This window comes from Methanobacterium sp. BRmetb2, from assembly GCA_003491285.1.
In the GTDB taxonomy this organism is placed as follows: Archaea; Methanobacteriota; Methanobacteria; order Methanobacteriales; family Methanobacteriaceae; genus UBA117.
Window position 1 is genome coordinate 595,960 of record CP022705.1, and the last position, 19,041, is coordinate 615,000.

Below are 19,041 nucleotides of genomic sequence, written 5' to 3' on the forward strand. Positions count from 1 at the left end.
TCCCAATTACTGTTTTAATTTACTTTCAATGATCTGTACTTCAAAATTACATTTTTCCATAATTATGTTGTTTATGCTCTTCTCAAGCATGCTTGGTTTAAATGAAACCCAAAGATTAGCTTCCTTGTCAATAATCTGTTTAACATTTACAACACCATCAGCTTCATTTAATGCGATCATTGCCTTATCCACGTCTTTAACTCTTAATTTCATTTCTGCAGAACCCCAATTGGTCATCTTTTTGGCAATTTCTATTTTGTCCATTTCTTTGTCAATTCTCCCAGTTATATATGTATAAAAAGGCATTAAGATAATGGCTACTGAAAGACCTACTATGGTGGTGATTAATGCTATGTAAATACCTTCGGCCATGGCAGTTGCATTGGCATTCACACCAAGCGCTCTAAATGTATACCATAACCCAATAACCGTCCCTATAAGACCTAACAAAGGTGCTATTTCAATTATGGTTCTAAGGGTGTCCAGTCCTTTGGTCATGTTTCCCATTTCCACAATGAAAACTCGCTCCATAGCATCTTCAACTTCAGTCTTGTTTCGGTATCCTATTTTAAGTGCTTCTGATATTATTTTAGAAATCGGATTTTGATATTTTCCAATAGCCCTTAAAGCTTCAAGAGAACCTCCTTTCTCCATGGAGCTGTTAACTGTTCCAGTTATTTGAGGAAGACTGACTTTAGATATTTTGCGTAAGTAGTGAATTTTTTCGAATGAGGTTATAAAACCATAAATCCCAATCAAGGTAATTATGTAGGTTATGATTCCTCCGCTTTTAAACATCTCTAATATGGTTCCAAATGTGCTATTTAAAAATTCAAATATCATTTAAATCCTCTTAATTTTTTTATAAATAATGAATTATTGATTATTTTAATGGGTTTCAAATCTATTATAAAATTGTTATTATCTCCAGATAACAGTTTAATAAATGATATTATTAATCTGGCTTATCTTTAAGTTTCTGTGATGTATTCCATGATTTTCTAACAAAATCAGGTAGGTTTTCAAATTTATATCTTTTGAGAAATGCTTGAGTTTTAGGATCACTCGGATATCCAGAACCTAGATCCACTTTATATTTATTTTTGATCTTCTCAACCTCAGTGTCGCGTTCAACTTTTGCTAAGATGGAAGCGGCACCTACTATAATATACTTATCATCAGCCCCATGTTCAGCAATAACTTCAATATCTTCATTTACTATTTCTTTTATTTCCCTGCGAAATCTTTCCGGATTGACGTCCACTGAATCAACAATTGCAAGATCTGGGTTAAAATGGCCGATAATCTTTGTGATGGCAATTTTCTCTATTTCATTAAGATTAACATCTTTTGATCTTAGGTTATCAATATCACTTGCAGAAATGGTGATAATATGATAATCACAGATTTTTCTAATTTTTCGATCAAGGATAGTTCTTCTTTTAGGAGATAATTTTTTAGAATCTTTTATACCGAGCCGTTCCAAGTTTTTTAATCTTTTTTCTTCAATACATACACCACAAAGAACTAATGGACCGATTACAGGTCCCCTGCCTGCTTCATCTATGCCTAATATCCTCATTTAATAGCCATCCGGCGATAAAAATTTAAAAATAAAAAAAGAAAGCCAATTTAATTATTTCATGGCTTTTAAACGTACTTCTGGTTCAAGAGCTCTAGGTTCTGCAGCAACTATGGCGGCACCTTTAGCAACCACAGTCATTGGATCTTCAGATATCTTTACTGGAATTCCTACTTCTTCAAATATTCTCTCTTTTAAACCCGTAAGTTGTGAAGTTCCTCCCACAACAACTGTCTGATTGTAAACACCAGATATAAGTTCGGGGGATAATCTTTCCAACACATGAGATAAAGCTTCCACTATTTTAACAATTATTGGTTCTGCAGCGTCAGCCACCATCTTGGAATCAATTTCAACTTCTTTTGGTTTATTGGTTTTCATACATTTACCAATGACAGATGTTTTGGAAACTTCCAGGTTAGAGTCAGAGTTGACCATTCCCACTTCAATCTTTGCTTTTTCAGCTTCATGGAGTCCTATTTCAACTTCATATTGTTCTTTGACTTTTTCAACAATGTTATCGTCAATGTCATCTCCACCCCAGCGGATGGTTTCAATGTCAGTTATTCCACCTAATGATATTACCACTATGTCACTTGAACCAGCACCAATATCAATTACCATGGTACCTGCTGCTTCAGCTATGGGTAAACCAGCACCTATTGCTGCTGCCAATCCTTCACTTATAACTAAAACATAACTGGCACCAGCCTTTTTACCTATTTCTTCTACTGCATTTTTCTCAACTTCTGAAGCATCTCCAGGTATGCCTATAACTATCCTTTGAATGTTCTCCATTGATTCTCCAGCACCTTTCTCCAGTGCGTACATGAGAAGAGCTTTGGCCTGTGCTATACTTTCTATAACTCCTTTTCTTAAGGGTCTAACAGCGACAATATCTTCAGGTGTTCTACCGAGCATTAATTTTGCTTCATCACCCACAGCAAGTACATAGGAAAGATCATCTTTTTTAACAGCAACTACTGATGGTATTTTGTATAGATCAAATTTATCACCGGATGGTTTAGCAACAACAGTGTTTAAAGTTCCTAAATCAATTCCTAATGTATTTGTTAGCGGTTTTTTCTTAACTTCAGTTTTTTCTTCCTTTTTTCCAAAAGAAAACATATTATTCCTCCTCTAAAATCTTTTTAAATTCTAATGCGAATATTTGGTTTGACTTCGCTATTTCTTTGACTTTTTTAATATTATCTTCTCCAGTTGAAATTAAAAGTGTGGATAAAACCACGTCCGTCATCTTAAATAGTGGATCAATCACGTTACGGACAAGTTTAGGTAAGCGATTAGTCATATAAACATCAGTTTCGATAAATCCAGTTGTTTTATCCTCTAAGATAAAAGAATATTTTATTCCTTTCTTCTCTATGTCTCCTACAAATTTCTTAATAACCGTGTCTGGACCCACCAATAAAATTAGGTTTGGTTCGTTTAAAACATAAAATGGAGCTATTTTAAGATATGCTCCTCCATTATCTTTACATATTAAACTTAAATCCCTAATTTTATTTAAATCTCCATATAAAATTATGAAATCAAATTTTTTAGTTACTAATGATTCCTTCATAGTTATATGTTCTCTAAACAATATTTGTACTCTTTCTTTTTCAGAAATGGCTTCATAAGCAACATTATTTACCATATCTTCATTACCTGCAATTACACACCATATTTTATCTGAATCGTGCATAGTTGAAACTTGTGCTGCTTTCCGGAGTACTTTTATTTTACTTTCTATCATCAACAACACATCTGTAAATTTTATTAATTATAACGAAATAACCTCTTAATAGTTTAGTTTCTTGATAAACATTGCATATAAATAATATATAAAAACTTCCATTGAATCTATTTATGTTAAAAAAATGATCATATAAAAAATGATCATATCCTGCTCTGGGAAACTTCAAAAATCTCTTAGCTATTAATATATAGATTTATAGATTAAAATGATCATGTTCAACCTAAAAACGCCTAAAAGATAGATTGAATTTGGAATGAATATATTTTAAGTTATTATTTTTAAGTTATTATCAATCATTAAAATTAACATCAATATAATATGGAACAATTATTTCTAAATCTTTTCATATTAATGACTTCATTAATTCATATAAATGTATAGTTCTTTGTATTGTTATACTTATTTAATAAAAAATTCTTTTTAAAAGTACTTAATAATCTTCTAAATTAGATATATAACTATTTTAAGACATATTATATATAGACTTAATAGAAGAGCTTTGATGGTTTTTTTATTATTTTTATGCGATTATAATTTATCTGATTATGATCAGATATCAATAAAATTAAATCCTAATTCAATAAATTAATAAATTAAAAATTCTGTGATAATAATGTTTGTAAAAGGCACATTAAAAAAAGCTGGAATCCTATTCACATTGGCTGTGCTGCCCTTCCTATTTGGATACGTCATAATAAGCTTTTTATTATTCTCATTTATTGCATTTATGATGCAATTTTTTAGAGATCCTGAAAGGAGTATACCTGTAGGTGAAGGGTTAGTACTGGCTTCTGCTGATGGTAGAACGCTTAATGGAAAGATTGACAAAATAAAAGTAGTTAATTATGATGATCATTTGATGAATTACATTTTAGACAAGGGAAAGAAAGGAATACTTATCAGCACATTCATGTCACCTTTTGATGTTCATGTGAATCGGGTTCCCTTATCTGGAGAAGTTGTAGAAACAAAATATTGTCCAGGAAAATTTCAAATAGCCTGGAAGGACGTTCAAAAAGAAAATGAAAAAAATTTAATAGTAATAAATTCAGAGTATGGAAAAGTGGGAGTCATTCAAATTGCAGGATTTGTAGCCAGACGTATAGTGCAATATATAAATGTAGGAGACCATGTAAAAACTGGCGATAGACTAGGTATGATTAGATTTGGATCCCGGGTGGATATAATACTTCCCTATGAAAATTGTGAAGTTTTAGTAAAGGTCGGTAAAAAATCAAAAGCTGGAGAAACTATAGTTGCCAAAATGCTTAAAAAAAAGCATTAAACATTAAAAAGAACTTAATTTAAATGATAGATACATTTTAAGTTTAAATGAAAAATGATGATTATAAAAATGACGAATATTGGAAGTATACTATGAATATGAAATCTTACATGTCCATTGCAGATTTATTTTCCGTTGGGAATGCTTCGTTTGGATTTTTATCAATTTTAATGATTACAAGTGGTAATTTAATCCTTGCTGCAAAGTTTATGCTGGTAGCGGTGATATTTGACTCATTAGATGGTTGGGTGGCAAGGAAGACAAAAAGACATGATGAGTATGGATTTGGAAAAAATATTGATTCATTATGTGATGTTATTTCCTTTGGTGTTGCACCCGGAATTTTTCTTTATTCTGCAACTTTAACATTCAGCATACCATACATTAATATACTAGTAAGTCTCTTAATAGTTATATGTGGGATATTGAGACTTTCTAGGTTCAATATTATCACAAGTTCAAGTACAAGTTCAAAAGAATTTGTGGGTTTACCCATACCTGCAACTGCTATGATAATATCATCATTTTATCTTTCAGGTATGTTCCAAGTGGACATTTCACTTGTTATAATGACGGTGGTGTCTTGTTTAATGATCAGTTCAATAAGTTATCCTAAATTTAGTAACATTAAAGTTATGGCGGTAGGCGGCATACTTCTGATTGCAACACTATTGCCTCAAAGTATTTCAGCCGTAATAGATTACATTCCAGGGAAAGCTTTATTTGTAGCCTCGATGTTATACTTATTAATTATACCTTTTATTAGGTTATATAGCAAAAAATCTAAAAGTGGTCCACATGTTAGATAAGATATTGGGAAAGAAAAAGAATGACAAAGATTCTCCTCCGAATCTCAGGAAGAATGGGAAATCAGATTCGGATGTTGGAGAGCGTCTTAAAGGCGTAGTAGGTAAAATAACTGGAAAGGGAGGCTCTGATAACCCTGATAAGAAAGATGAACCTAAAAAAACTTCAGATAAAAAACCATCAGAGCGAAAGATACCCAAACCAATGCCAAAACCGAGAATAAAACCTAGAGATAAACCAAAGTTGAAAACTCCTCCTCAAAAGCCAGGAAGCGTCAAAAAACCTGGCGGTTTTAGTAGACGAGTTCCTGAAGAAGATCAAAGAACTCTGATTGGTGCTGCTGTTTTTGGAATAATATTAATAGTCATTGTGGGAGCAGGCTATTACTTCTTAGTTTATCAGCCGTATCAAGAAACCCTGAACGCCGCAAAAAACACTAAATTTAATGAAGTTGATTCTTATTTTAAAGGGGCTTTAGCATTATATCCTGAAAAACAGAGTTTATTGGCCCAGATAGATGCGGCGGTTACGCCGGAAGAAGCACTGGCCGTGGATGTTTTAGGTCCAGCTACAGCAGCTTGGCGAGAATATCAACTGCAGCAGCTTAAAGAGAAGAGAGATAATTATGGGCGGATAATGATTGTTTACAGTGCTGAAGAACAGAAAAATGTTTTAATGAAAGTTGATACTGCTCAAAAGTTTATACAACAATCAGATGCCACCGTGCTTGCAAATATGGAGCTGCAAACTCCTGATACTGTTGCAGTACCCATAATCATCACCAGGTTACAGGCTGCCGGTGGATTGGTAACTGTAGGTAACATGGTTGATGTATATCTGAGAACTGCCGCAGACAACAATACCACCGCCACCACTAACACTTCATCTCCAAAAATCAGTGGTGCAACTGTCTTAGCCATTTTAAGAGCAAAAGACAGTGGAGTTATTGATGCTTACATAACCCGTTCACAGGAAATATCCATAAATCAGATGATCCAGAGCAGCACTCAGGATCAAAAATCTACAAGTGATGTTGAACAGCTTTTAAGGGCAGCCGCATCCCGAAATTGGAATGAAGCTGAAATAAATTCACTTCTACAAAGTTATGGATGGAGATTGTCTGACTTTGAAAGAGCGTCTAATTTAGGGGAACTTGACGCACAATACCTTGTACTTCTAGAAGTCCCAAGGGAAGATGTAGGATTCCTAATTCAAAACATGGATAGTGTCATACTAACTGTTCCAACACAACAAGCACCTACATGGATGTCTAAAGAATTGCAGAGAATATATGGTTAAAACTGAAACTTGGAAGGTGTAAAATTAAATAATATTAGTTGGACGGATAGGGGGTTACTAAATGAATATAAATAAAATATGCATGGTACTAATAGTTCTGTTTGTAAGTATGGGGGTTTCTTATGGGGCAGAAGCGTGGATAACAGAAAATCCTAATGCCACCAGTGTACGAATGAGTGAACTAACTGCAACCATCCACATACATATAAAAAACAATAATAACCAAGTTCAATATTTCAAAATAAGTCAGGAATATTTCAAAACTACTCCTGCAATGGAATGGCAGATAGTTTGGACTAGCCCTGCAGCAGTAAAAATGGTTAAATCTAGTTATCCGGAGTTAGGTGGAGATTACGGATGGAAGTTAAAGCCGGGGGAAACAAAAACAATTTGTTTTAAACTTAAAAATACTGGACCCACACCACCTTTGCCTGAATGGTATATTATAAGAAACAACTCCCAAGAAAATCAATATTGGCCTTTAGTACCTGAACCCGGTATTACTGCAACTTGGTTCTTCCCTAATGAATTAGAAATGCTGAATCCTCAATTAGATCTCCAATTATGGCAAGGAACATTCAACTTTAAATTAAGAAATGTGGATTCAAAAACCGTTTCGGGAATAGTTCGAGCGCCTATAGTACCAATGAATTCAAAATTAACCTACAGTAAACCTAAAGCATTCATAGATGACGATAGTATGGTTAATGCACAAACAGCCGCATGGGATGTAACTATGGCAGCAGGAGCTCAAAGATATTTCACATATCAATACATATGGCCTTCCTCAAGTAGCCATGATACTGGTTATGGAAAGTATTCCTCATCACTTCCCACCACCAGTGCCGCTTCAACAACAAGTTCAGTGCCAACTAAAGCAACTGGAGTTCCCTACGCTTTATTTGTAATTGCTGCTGTTGTTACTGGTGCAGGAGTGGTTTATGCTAAGTTTATAAGGTAAAAACGGGAAATAAATACTATGAAAAAAGTTAATGTTTAATTTAGTGGACCACTAAACATTAACTTATTTAAGGCAATAGTTTATACATAACTTAGATGAAAATTTCAACTGTTTTTATTTTAGTAGGGATGTTAATCTTATCCCTCTATGTTTTGATTGAAGTTAACTATTATGCTGCTGCAGATACCATTATAAAAAATCAGAGCGATGTTCCTTATTTAGAAATACCTGCCATTGGGGTTAATGAAAGCATAAATAACAAATCAGTTTCTTATGGAATATACCATGAACCCCAATCTTCTAAACCTGGACGAGGAACAGTTATCATCTTTGGTCATAGAACTCTTTATGGGTCACCATTTTTAAACCTGGATAAGTTAAAAAACGGAGATAATATAACTTTAATTTGGCCCGAGATAGGTAATGCAGAATACACTGTAAATGACTCATTTATTGTTCCAGCATCATATCAAATGTCAGTAGAACAGGGCAATTCCCTATTTCTAATTACCTGCTATCCTTTAGGATCCACTAAAGAAAGGTACATTGTTCAGGCAAAATTAGATAGAATTACACCTATAACCAACAAAACCGCTCACGAAAACCCTAAAGCATACTATGCCCCTCTTTTAATCGTGGCTTTTTTCGGTGGAGGATTAGTAATCAATTATATATATCCTGTAGAAGAAGATAAGAAAATAATATTTGTTGCAGTTATAGCATTAACCCTATTTTTGATATGTGGATACCTTTTCCCAATTCCTGCAGATTACATATCAAACAGATTAGCAGATATCAACAGCTTTTTAGGTGTTTAAATGGACGAAATAGATAGTAAATACTTCAAAAATATATCCAATAGAGAAAGAACAATCTTTGAAGGAGCAATTACTATGGGGGCTCTTTTTCACCAGTTCATAGGTACTCCTGTAAGTATCGAAAACGCAGCACAACTGGAAAAATCCATAGAAAATGCAATGGAGCTTCAACCATGCATAACAAAAGTTGAAGTTAGGATAAATCGAGAAATTTTAGAAGAATTGAAAAGTGAATTTGATTATGTATCTTTAGCTGGAGATATGCTAGATGTAAGAGTTTTTTCAGAATATGATGATTCAAAAGCAGTTATCAGAATGGAATATATTGAAGAACTGAAATATCCGTTAATGTACATTGAATCTATTGATTGATTTTATAATATATTCTCCATTAGAACTATTATTTCTTTTAAAATGGCTTTATTATTATAACAGAATAATTACAAATAGTTGATTAGAAATTATTTTTGAAATAAACCGTCATTAATATTTTACTGATGGAGCCAATCATTATGTATGAAGGATTAACCCCCTTGTTGATGGGTATAATAATTTTACTTGCAAGTCTGATTTCCCTGAGATTTGGAATATCTGTAGCAATACTAGAAATAATTTTTGGGGTTGTAGCAGGTAATTTAGGTTTAATTAGCCCAGAGGGTTGGATGTTATATTTATCCAGTTTTGGTGGAATTTTTTTAACCTTTTTAGCAGGTGCAGAAACGGATATTGAGTTAATGAGGAGGGAATTTAAGAAAAGTTTCTTGATAGGATTATTTTCATTTTTAACACCATTTATCTCTGTTTTTCTTTTTACATATTACATTGCCAATTGGAATTTATTAGCATCCTTAATTGCAGGGGTTGCATTATCTGGAACTGCTGTGGCAGTTGTTTACTTTGTTTTGATAGAAAATAACATAGTCCAAACAGATGTAGGTAAAAGATTGATGGCTGCAAATTTCGTAACCAATATGGGAACAGCACTTGCCTTAAGCATATTATTCTTAAAACCGACATTTTACACATTGATATACATATCAGTTTCTATAATTGTGATAATTCTGGCAACAAAGTTTTCTAATAAAGTATTCGAAAATCCCCGATTGAAAAATAAGGTGATTGAACCTGAAATAAAATATATTTTCCTTTTATTGCTGGTTTTCATGTTTCTAGCAGCATTAGGTGGAGGTCAGGCCATTCTTCCTGCATTTGTGCTTGGTTTGTTCATGTCTAAACATTTTGTAGAAACTATAGAAACTATAGAAGTTAAAAAAAGATTGAAAACTATTGCCTTTGCCTTTATAACACCAGTATTTTTCATAGTCGGGGGATTGAATGTATCAATAAGTTTAATATATTCTATGCTCCCCTTATTCCTGTCTCTTTTTGTTGTAAGACAATTAAGTAAATTTGCAGGGGTTTATTTAATAACCCGGAAATATCTGCAGAAAGATCAATTATATACAACACTGCTTTTAAGTACGGGTTTGACTTTCGGGTTAATTGCCTGTTTATTTGGTTTAAATTCAAGTTACATCAACCAGATACAATATTCGATCCTTACTGGAGTTTTAATAGCAAGTGCTATTATACCAACTTATATTGCTCAAAAATGGTTTATGCCATTGCACCCCGAGGACATGGTATCCTAATGATATAACGAAATAAACTGAATATGTTGAAAAGAAATCTATAAAAAAGAGTTATAATAAAACCATCTATAATAAAAAAATTCTGGAATAGAAACAATAGACGGTTAAATAATCGTGAAAAAAAGAATGTTGGATTGTTTATATCTGTTTTAGGTATAAAATAATTATCAAAAAGTCTAAAATGATACTATGATAACCATCGATAAAAAACTGTGCAAGGGCTGTGATATATGCACTGAATTCTGTCCCCGCAAGGTTTATGAAAAATCCCAGAGCCTGGATAAGAAAGGTGCGCATATTCCTGTTCCAGCACATGAAGAGAAATGTAATAAATGTAATATTTGTACTTTACTATGTCCAGATCAGGCTATAAAGGTTGATGAAAATGACGAAGAGTGATGAATTTTTTATTCAGGGAAATGAAGCATGTGCTCGAGGGGCCATAAAAGCTGGTTGTCGGTTTTTTGGAGGTTACCCCATAACACCATCTACTGAAATCGCTGAAGACATGGCAATTCTTCTTCCAAGAGAAGGAGGAGCATTTATCCAGATGGAAGACGAAATTTCGGCGCTTGGTTCAGTGATTGGGGCAATTTGGTCTGGTGTTAAGGGAATGACTGCCACTTCAGGACCTGGATTTTCCCTGATGCAAGAACACATTGGTTACGCTGCAATGACAGAAACTCCTTTAGTTATAATTAACATGCAGCGAGGATCTCCTTCTACTGGTCAACCCACCATGGCTTCCCAAAGCGATATGATGCAGGCCCGATGGGGATCCCATGGAGATTATGAGATAATAGCTCTTTCACCATCATCGGTACAGGAATGTTGTGATTTTACAATTGAAGCTTTTAATCTGGCAGAGGAATATCGTGTGCCTGTAATGGTCATGAGCGATGAAATAGTTGGCCATATGCGGGAAAAAATCACAATCCCAAACCAGGTGAAAATCAATAAACGTAAAATGCCTGAGGAGACACCTGAAAAATTTTTACCATTTAAGGCTGATGCTGAAGGTACATCTCCTATGCCTCCTTTTGGAAGTGGTTATAAATTACATGTAACTGGTCTAACTCATGATGAAAGAGGTTATCCTGATGCTTCAAATCCAAAAACTCATTCAAAACTTGTAAAAAGACTTTGTGATAAAATAAATAAGAACAGAGAACAAATTACTAGGGTGCGTCAAGAATTAGTAGATGATGCAGAAATCATAGTTGTTTCTTATGGAGCTCCTTCTCGGTCGGTGGCAACTGCAATTAAAAAAGCACGCCAAGAAGGTATTAAAACAGGATACATGAAATTAGACGTAGTATGGCCTTTCCCTGAAAAGGAAATTAGAGAAGCTGCCAAAAAGGCTTCAAAAATCATTGTGGTAGAAATGAATTTAGGCCAAATAGTCCACGAAGTTGAAAGAGTTGCCTGCGGTCATTCAGAGGTCTCACTGCTTTCTAAGATTGGTGGGGAAATACACCGGCCTGATGAAATTCTAAAAAAAATAAAATCTGAAATGGAATAAATGAAAATAATTAAAATTATCAGCATATTGACATAAATGATGTTTTTACAAAAAAAGGAGAGGTAAAAAATGGATAAAACGAATGAAAATCGTTTTATGAAATATTTACGTAAAGATAGACTTCCTCATATTTTCTGTGCAGGTTGTGGGAATGGAATTGTTCTTAACACATTCTTTAATGGTATGGAAATGGCAGAAGTTGACTTTGAAAATATTGTAATGGTTTCCGGGATTGGGTGTTCTTCCAGAATACCTGGTTATGTGAAGTGTGATTCTCTTCACACCACTCATGGCCGTCCCATTTCTTTTGCTACAGGTATCAAATTAGGAAATCCCCAACATGACGTTGTAGTCTTCACTGGAGATGGAGATGCTGCTGCAATAGGAGGTAATCATCTAATTCACGCCGCACGAAGAAATATAGACCTTACTGTTATTTGTATAAATAATAGCATCTATGGAATGACCGGGGGCCAAATTAGCCCAACATCTCCTCAAGGAAGTTATGGAAGCACTGCACCATACGGAGCAATTGAACGTCCTTTTGACCTTTCTAAGTTGGTATCAGCTGCCGGTGCTACATACGTTGCACGTTGGACCACAGCACATCCACTGCAGCTTTCAAATGCTGTTAAAAAAGGTCTCAAAAACAAAGGTTTTTCGTTTGTTGAGGTTATATCTCAGTGTCCTACTTACTTTGGTCGTAAAAATCGTATGAAAACACCGATTGAAATGATGAAATGGATGAAAGAGAATAGTGTGGTCAGTAGAAGGGCCCGTAAAATGTCTCCAGAAGAGTTAGAAGGTAAAATTATTTTAGGCGAATTTGTAAATGAAAAGGAGCCTGAATTTTCAGAAGAACTGTTCAATTTAATTGAGAATAAATGTTCAGATGATTCTCTTTCTATCATAAATTCAGCGTACAAGGAGGATTAAATTGAGAAAAGAAATAAGAATTGCTGGTTTTGGTGGACAAGGCATAATTTTAGCAGGTATAGTGATTGGAAAGGCTGCTGCACTGTATGATAATATATATGCAGTCCAAACCCAATCTTACGGTCCAGAAGCAAGAGGAGGGGCCTCAAGAACTGAAGTAGTTATTAGTGATGAGGAAATAGATTATCCCAAGGTCCAAAAAGCAGATATATTTGTTGCCATGTCTCATCAGGCATTAATGGCCTACCTAGACGATCTCAAAAGTGGGGGAATTCTCATAGTTGACCCTGACATGATAGTTGAGGAAGAAATACTTCCTTTCATAAATGAACACGATATTAAGTATTATAAAGCACCGGTAACTAAAACCGCTGAAGAGGAAATTGGCCTTAAAATTGTGGCCAATATAGTTATGATCGGTGCAATCACCCAATTTACCGGTGTTATATCCCGAAAATCAGCTGAAAAAGCCATAGCTGCCAGTGTACCTAAAGGAACTGAAGAAAAAAATATAGCTGCATTTGAAGCAGGATTAGCCTTAGCCAACGAGGAATTAGAATGAAGCTTTATGAGTATAGTGCTAAAAATATTTTTAAACAGGAAGGAATTCCCATACCCAGATCAGATCTTGCCAAAAGTGCTGAAGATGCAAAAGCTATAGCAACAAATATTGATAAACCAGTTGCACTTAAATCGCAAATACTGCTGGGAGGAAGAGGTAAAGCCGGAGGCATAAAATTTGCTAATACTCCTGAAGAAGCTTATACTGCCTCAAATAAACTTATTGGCTCTTTTATAAGGGGAGAACCTGTGCAATCACTCTTAGTAGAAGAAAAACTTAAAATTGAAAAAGAGTTCTATCTTAGTATTGCCGTGGATCGAAGTAATAAAAAATCTTTAATAATGGCCAGCAGTGAGGGTGGAGTAGAAATAGAGGAATTAGCAAAAACACAGCCTGAAAAAATTATTAAAAAACATTTAAACCCTTTAAATGAATTTTTACCATTTAATGCCCGGGAAATAGCCCGGAAAATGGGAGTAAACTCTGCTTTAATTCCTCCTATGGGTGCAGTTATCTGGAAATTATTTAACATTTTTAAAAAATACGATGCAAACCTGGCCGAGATCAATCCCCTGGTATTGACTGAAGAAGGACTAATAGCTGCTGATGCAAAGCTGGAAATAGACGATGACGCATTATTCCGCCATAAACATCTTATGAAACTGGAAGAATATGAAGAAAAAGAATTTGCTTATGTTAAACTAGAAGGTGATGTGGCAGTCATTGGCAATGGTGCCGGTCTTACTTTAACTGGTATGGATATGATAAAGTTGTATGGTGGAAATCCAGCCACTTTTCTGGATATTGGTGGCGGAGCCTCATCAAAAAATATAGAAAAAGCGATAAATCTAGTTTTAAAGTACCCTAAAGTCAAAGTTATATTCTTAAATGTGTTGGGAGGAATAACCCGGGCGGATGATGTTGCAAGTGGGGTAATCAATGTCTTAAATAACGCTAACCGGAAAGTACCCATGGTCATAAGATTAACTGGGACAAATGAAGAAGAGGGCCAGAGGCTATTAAGTGAAGCAGGAATTTCATTTGAAACATCCATGGAAGCAGCAGCGAAAAAAGCTGTGGAATTATGTAATCAGACTTAACAAGTGCCCCTGAAAAAAATAATATTTTAAATTAAAGCTTTCTTTTTATAATTACCACGTGGGCCATTACTAATGCCGATAGAACAATATAAGCAATCATTGCTGATCCATTTATAGAACGGGTAAACAAGAAAAGTCCAACAATTGTTTGGGCAATAAAAGCCGATAAAGCTCCAATCAATAGTGCTTCTCTTCCCAGATATCTTCTACTCCCTTCTTTTCTTTTGCTTCGATATTTTCTAAGTATGGTAAATCCAGAACAGATTACAATAAGACTCCAGCCTAATATGGCAAATAATCCTGCATATCCGAAGTCAAAAGCTATACCAAAAATACCGGGTAACATATAATCTATGTAATCCTTTTTAATTACCAGTACTCCATAGAATAGTGGGAATGGTAAACTAAAGTAATGAATAAAGGTTAGTGGAAGAGAAATATAACCATCTGATCCTCCTAGGCACTGTGCACCCCAGTGACATGCTCCTTTTACATGGCCCCAGAAGGTTGTGTTGTTGATTACCATCTTTAAACTTGGAGTGGAATATTGTTCAATTCTGGCGATCCTCAAGAGAGGACTTAAAACTGCTTTATCCAGTATTCTTGATAAAAGCTCAAGAATTCCAAATGCAGCTATACCTGCTACTACCCATGTGACAATTGTTCTTGGAGAAATCCTGGTACTTCTTTGAAAACTTTTAGACATTATAATATATCCGACAGCCCATCCCAAAAACCATAAAAAAAGAAATGACCGGTGCATTATTCCTCCACCAACAGCAATTGCAAAGAAAAGTATTAGGGACAATGCCTTTATAGATGAAGATCTGATTCCAACTTCACTTAAAAGATTTGCAGCAGCAGTTACAGTTACCCATGCAAAAACTGAAAATGCTCCAAAAGGATGAGTAAACTCATGATGCGACATGAATGGAAGCAGTAGAAATGTTGCGTCCAACCCAAAAAGTAGGGCAATAGCTACAGTAATAACCAGCCCTATAAATAGAACCATGCTTAAGGGAATAGCAACGATATTAAATAATAGTAATATCCCCACATGAATAATTAGAGCAACTTCTATTATGAATTGAAGATGATTTTGAGCCATAAACATAATATCTCAGCCATAAACATAATATCTAAAACGTATATCTAAAACAGGAACATATTTTCATTATAGTTAGATCATCACTATTTAATAAATCTATGGTATATTAAATCAAAGAAAGGTTAACAAACTATAAAATTAATTATAAGAGAATAGTTATAAACTTATAGATTTTTAATTTCAAATATAATTATAAAATCAATAGTCAGTACTCATTTTTCAATAAAATACTGCTAAAAAATCATCTAAAATAGTTTTTTTGGAAAAATTTATTTCAATTTGTAGGATGTTCTGTAAAAATATAAAGAAAAGGTGATAAATCATATATCACTCTCCAAACCTTATTTCTAAATATAATTCCATTACTTAATTTCCTCCAAAGATTAAATTGCTTATGTAATCAAAAGCCCATTGTAAATATCCCATTATTTGATCTAATATTCCCTGAGACCCGGAAACCTGTTGTGTAACATCTTGTAGTTTCTGTTTAAATTCTGTCAAATTTCCTTGTGCTTTTTGAGTATTGGCAATTGAGTCTGCAATTTGTTGTGCCTGATCATCAGTTAGATTAATGTTCATATTGGCAGCGATATTTACCACAATTATTTTTATCTGGGCTGGGTCCTGTAAATTTTGATTTTGAACCTCGTTTTTGACTTTTTCAAAAAGATTTGCTATTGTGTCTGGATTTTGGCCGGTCTGGTTAACTACTTGTGTTTGTAGATACAGTTCTTCTGTAGCTGCTTTTTTTGCATCTTCAGGTATGGTTTCTCCAACAGCCATCTCATAAGATTTTAATACCCCGGTTAATGCTGATTCTCCAGATGCAGGGACTGGTGATGTGACCACCACATAACCATTCTCTATTCCAGTAGATTTCAATGCATTTGCGTACATTTTAGGTGTTACCACCGTGATTTTACTCTTATCTACAACAATATTGATTCCCTGGTTATAACTCAAATCAACCAAAGCACATGATACAATCTTATCCGGAGTGTAAGTTAGTCCAGTTATACTCTGGGCTACTGTATTGACTTCAGAGGCAGTTATAATTTTTATGGTGGCCTCTTTTAAATCTTTATCAGTTTGTGATTGAAAATAATTTGTTACTGAATTTTTCCATTGTGAATTTGCATTAGTTGCTTCTCCATAGGTTATTGCAAAACCTGAAGCTCCATAAATAGGAGCCGCAATTGTAAATAATATTAAAAGCATCACTATCCACTTTTTCATATAATCACCAGATATCCATTTAACTTTATAATTTAAATATTTTACACCTTAAAAATTATGAAAATCTTAATACTGATGGTTAAAGATTATTTTAAGGGTTAAAAGTTTAAAAAATTATATTGATATCCTTATCTAAAAATTAAAAATAACAAAAAAATAATATAATCAAAAGCCTTTATTCTTATTCTCTTGATAAAAGTACCACTCTACTATCTTCTGAATCATTAATAACTTCGTAACCACATTCTTGTGATATTTTTGCAGAAAAGTCTTTTACCTCCATAAAAGAAGGCATATTCTCCAATTCAAGCCTTTTTCTTGAATATCCAACATACATGTAGGCTTTGATCTCTACAAAATCAGGATTGCTATTTTTAATTATATTTGCATATTCCTGGGTTTCCTGCATATTATGGCCCTTGACACAGGTCATCCTAATAACAGTTCTGGAGTCAAATGTTTTAAGTAACTCTAAAGATTTATTCAATTTTTCCCAACCATTTTCTATTTGAGGCCGGCACAGATTATTATAAATCTTCTTATTAGGGGCGTCAACTGATATATATAGCTGTGTAGGTTGATTTTCCAAATTTTCAAGTTTAGATGGCATTAGTCCGTTACTTACCAGGAATGTTGTAAATTTCCTTTTTTTAAATTCACTTATCAGTTCATCTATTTCGGGATAGATTACTGGCTCTCCTGCAAGGGATATGGCAGCATTGGTAGGATCCTGTGCTTCCTGGATTTTTTTAGGATTGGCATTTTCATTTCCAAAAAAACCGCACAAAAGGTTCCTTTGAGCAGTTATACAGCCGTCTAATATTTCTTTAGGCTCATCATACTCACCTATCCATGTGGTATCAGTTACAGACTGATCCCTCCAACAGAACATACATTTTTGCTGGCAAAAAGGTATGCTCGGTGACATCTGCAGGCACCGGTGACTTTCTATTCCATAGAACTTCTCTTTGTAGCAAACTCCCTCATCTAAAATACTTTTTTTGGTCCAGTGGCACACCTTAGCTGCTGCGTGTCTGTTGTCTCCAACAAATCTATAACCCATTTTTTCCAATTTTTCCAATTTTTCTTCAGAAAGTATCATTTATACCATTCAACTTAAATCTTTTTTTGAAAATTTCATTAATATTTATGGAATGTAAAGAAATGTGAATATCTAATATAACGCTTCCATCATCAAGATAAACAATCCCAGTATTATTTTCCTTAATTTAATTTTTTATTGATTTTAATCTTTTATTGATTAATCAATTTTTATGAATCTTTCATTAATTCATATATAAATAATAAATGGATATGTGATCAACACTGTCAAAACAGATTAGTCATGATTAAACTTTTTAAGTAATTTAATTTTTCCAGAATAGGTGTTAATAAATATCTATTTAAAGATATGAATCTTAAAAAAACCATATATCCAGAAATAAAATTTTTAAAAAATTTAAATTTTTTTATATCTAAATATTTTATATCTAAATAATTTTATAAACTATAACTTTAAGACTAGAAAAATTAATTTATTACAATATTTATATTAATGAAATGTTGATAACATGTAATTATACTTTTTTTGGAGGAAAACTATGAAAACAATTACTAAAACCCCGGTTGTAATTTTGAACTTTAAAACGTATTTAGAATCTACAGGTAAGAATGCTTTAAATCTTGCTAAGATTTCAGGAAAAGTAGCAAAGGAAACAGGTTTTAATATTGCAGTTTCAGTGCAAGCTCCAGACGTTTATCGCATAGCACAGAAAGTTGAAATTCCAGTTTTAGCTCAACACATTGATCCAGTTGAAGCAGGGGGCCATACTGGTAGTAACCTGGCAGAATGCCTAGAAGAAGCAGGAGCTTCAGGAACACTGATAAATCACTCTGAAAAAAGACTTAAACTCTTCGAAATTGATGAAATTATAAAGAAAATGGCTTCACTAAATATGAATAGTGTAGTATGCACCAACAACATAGAAACCAGTGCAGCTGCAGCGACTCTTAATCCAGATTTTGTGGCAGTTGAACCACCAGAACTGATTGGTTCAGGAATACCAGTTTCAAAGGCAGAACCAGAAGTAGTGGAAGGTACTGTAGAACTTATTCATAATATTAATCCCCAAGTTAAAGTTTTATGTGGAGCAGGAATTTCTACTGGAGAAGATATGAAAGCCGCCATGGATCTGGGCTCCGAGGGAGTTCTACTTGCCTCAGGAATTATACTGGCAAAGGATCCAGAAGCAGCACTACTTGATCTGGTAAGTAAAATCTAACTAGATAAATCCATAATTGGAGGATCAAGATGGCTTTAAAATTTTATACAATTGACAACTTCAATCTAAAAGATAAAACCGTTCTACTTAGAGTTGACATAAACTCACCAGTAGATCCAGTTACTGGAA

General features: G+C 33.9%; 22 protein-coding genes (1 of these 22 only partly in view). 14 read left to right on the forward strand and 8 right to left on the reverse strand.

From position 1 onward, the window contains the following. Window positions 1-6: 6 nt before the first annotated feature. The 5 genes from CIT01_02850 to CIT01_02870 all read right to left on the reverse strand — a co-directional run bounded on the left by CIT01_02850 (window position 7) and on the right by CIT01_02870 (window position 3,510). Window positions 7-843, reverse strand: a complete 837-nt coding sequence (locus CIT01_02850) for a biopolymer transporter ExbB (GenBank protein ID AXV37214.1) — start codon at window positions 841-843, stop codon at window positions 7-9. Between the two features lie 112 nt (window positions 844-955). After that, window positions 956-1,582 (reverse strand): ribonuclease HII, encoded by a 627-nt coding sequence (locus CIT01_02855; GenBank protein AXV37215.1) that lies wholly within the window; start codon window positions 1,580-1,582, stop codon window positions 956-958. 54 nt (window positions 1,583-1,636) lie between these two features. Beyond that, window positions 1,637-2,710, reverse strand: a complete 1,074-nt coding sequence (locus CIT01_02860; GenBank protein AXV37216.1) for a rod shape-determining protein — start codon at window positions 2,708-2,710, stop codon at window positions 1,637-1,639. Between the two features lies 1 nt (window position 2,711). Beyond that, on the reverse strand, window positions 2,712-3,341 hold the full coding sequence (locus CIT01_02865) for a hypothetical protein (GenBank protein AXV37217.1): 630 nt from the start codon (window positions 3,339-3,341) through the stop codon (window positions 2,712-2,714). Next, window positions 3,328-3,510, reverse strand: a complete 183-nt coding sequence (locus tag CIT01_02870; GenBank protein AXV37218.1) for a hypothetical protein — start codon at window positions 3,508-3,510, stop codon at window positions 3,328-3,330. Before CIT01_02870 ends, CIT01_02865 begins: the two co-directional genes overlap by 14 nt. 447 nt (window positions 3,511-3,957) lie before the next feature. Here CIT01_02870 and CIT01_02875 point away from each other — a divergent pair, with 447 nt between their 5' ends. The 12 genes from CIT01_02875 to CIT01_02930 all read left to right on the forward strand — a co-directional run bounded on the left by CIT01_02875 (window position 3,958) and on the right by CIT01_02930 (window position 14,286). After that, window positions 3,958-4,629, forward strand: a complete 672-nt coding sequence (locus CIT01_02875) for a phosphatidylserine decarboxylase family protein (protein ID AXV37219.1) — start codon at window positions 3,958-3,960, stop codon at window positions 4,627-4,629. A 92-nt stretch (window positions 4,630-4,721) separates the two neighbouring features. Then, the gene (gene pssA / locus CIT01_02880; protein ID AXV37220.1) at window positions 4,722-5,438 is read left to right on the forward strand and encodes a CDP-diacylglycerol--serine O-phosphatidyltransferase; all 717 of its coding nucleotides are present in this window, start codon (window positions 4,722-4,724) and stop codon (window positions 5,436-5,438) included. Further along, the gene (locus CIT01_02885; protein AXV37221.1) at window positions 5,428-6,735 is read left to right on the forward strand and encodes a hypothetical protein; all 1,308 of its coding nucleotides are present in this window, start codon (window positions 5,428-5,430) and stop codon (window positions 6,733-6,735) included. The genes pssA and CIT01_02885 overlap by 11 nt, the downstream gene beginning before the upstream one ends. A gap of 61 nt (window positions 6,736-6,796) precedes the next feature. After that, a complete protein-coding gene (locus CIT01_02890; protein ID AXV37222.1) occupies window positions 6,797-7,696 on the forward strand; it encodes a hypothetical protein in 900 nt (299 codons plus the stop codon). A gap of 95 nt (window positions 7,697-7,791) precedes the next feature. Continuing rightward, window positions 7,792-8,514 carry a sortase gene (locus CIT01_02895; protein ID AXV37223.1) on the forward strand — a complete coding sequence of 241 codons (723 nt, stop codon included), beginning with the start codon at window positions 7,792-7,794 and terminating at the stop codon, window positions 8,512-8,514. Continuing rightward, complete coding sequence (locus CIT01_02900; GenBank protein AXV37224.1) at window positions 8,515-8,886, forward strand: dihydroneopterin aldolase; 372 nt, start codon at window positions 8,515-8,517, stop codon at window positions 8,884-8,886. It begins immediately after the preceding gene. 140 nt (window positions 8,887-9,026) lie between these two features. Further along, a complete protein-coding gene (locus tag CIT01_02905; protein AXV37225.1) occupies window positions 9,027-10,166 on the forward strand; it encodes a potassium transporter in 1,140 nt (379 codons plus the stop codon). Window positions 10,167-10,355: 189 nt separating this feature from the next. Next, window positions 10,356-10,565, forward strand: a complete 210-nt coding sequence (locus tag CIT01_02910) for a ferredoxin (protein AXV37226.1) — start codon at window positions 10,356-10,358, stop codon at window positions 10,563-10,565. Next, the gene (locus CIT01_02915; GenBank protein ID AXV37227.1) at window positions 10,546-11,688 is read left to right on the forward strand and encodes a 2-oxoglutarate synthase subunit alpha; all 1,143 of its coding nucleotides are present in this window, start codon (window positions 10,546-10,548) and stop codon (window positions 11,686-11,688) included. The genes CIT01_02910 and CIT01_02915 overlap by 20 nt, the downstream gene beginning before the upstream one ends. Window positions 11,689-11,757: 69 nt before the next feature. Beyond that, window positions 11,758-12,624: a 2-oxoglutarate synthase gene (locus tag CIT01_02920; GenBank protein ID AXV37228.1), complete on the forward strand. Its 867-nt coding sequence runs from the start codon at window positions 11,758-11,760 to the stop codon at window positions 12,622-12,624. Between the two features lies 1 nt (window position 12,625). Next, window positions 12,626-13,186, forward strand: a complete 561-nt coding sequence (locus CIT01_02925) for a 2-oxoglutarate ferredoxin oxidoreductase subunit gamma (GenBank protein AXV37229.1) — start codon at window positions 12,626-12,628, stop codon at window positions 13,184-13,186. Beyond that, window positions 13,183-14,286 (forward strand): succinate--CoA ligase subunit beta, encoded by a 1,104-nt coding sequence (locus tag CIT01_02930; protein ID AXV37230.1) that lies wholly within the window; start codon window positions 13,183-13,185, stop codon window positions 14,284-14,286. The genes CIT01_02925 and CIT01_02930 overlap by 4 nt, the downstream gene beginning before the upstream one ends. A 31-nt stretch (window positions 14,287-14,317) precedes the next feature. On the opposite strand, the gene CIT01_02935 is transcribed toward CIT01_02930, so the two are convergent. From CIT01_02935 to CIT01_02945, 3 genes are all read right to left on the reverse strand, one after another. Then, window positions 14,318-15,400 carry a hypothetical protein gene (locus CIT01_02935; protein ID AXV37231.1) on the reverse strand — a complete coding sequence of 361 codons (1,083 nt, stop codon included), beginning with the start codon at window positions 15,398-15,400 and terminating at the stop codon, window positions 14,318-14,320. Window positions 15,401-15,760: 360 nt separating this feature from the next. Further along, complete coding sequence (locus CIT01_02940) at window positions 15,761-16,630, reverse strand: hypothetical protein (protein ID AXV37232.1); 870 nt, start codon at window positions 16,628-16,630, stop codon at window positions 15,761-15,763. Window positions 16,631-16,811: 181 nt separating this feature from the next. Then, window positions 16,812-17,732, reverse strand: a complete 921-nt coding sequence (locus CIT01_02945) for a 4-demethylwyosine synthase TYW1 (GenBank protein AXV37233.1) — start codon at window positions 17,730-17,732, stop codon at window positions 16,812-16,814. A gap of 499 nt (window positions 17,733-18,231) precedes the next feature. Here CIT01_02945 and tpiA point away from each other — a divergent pair, with 499 nt between their 5' ends. Together tpiA and pgk are read left to right on the forward strand one after the other, a co-directional pair. Then, window positions 18,232-18,912, forward strand: coding sequence for a triose-phosphate isomerase (gene tpiA / locus CIT01_02950; protein ID AXV37234.1), 681 nt, complete (start codon window positions 18,232-18,234; stop codon window positions 18,910-18,912). Window positions 18,913-18,941: 29 nt separating this feature from the next. Then, window positions 18,942-19,041 carry the start of a phosphoglycerate kinase gene (gene pgk, locus CIT01_02955; protein ID AXV37235.1) on the forward strand. 1,145 nt of this gene lie beyond the right edge of the window, so only the first 100 of its 1,245 coding nucleotides appear in the window; its start codon is at window positions 18,942-18,944; its stop codon lies off the right edge, out of view.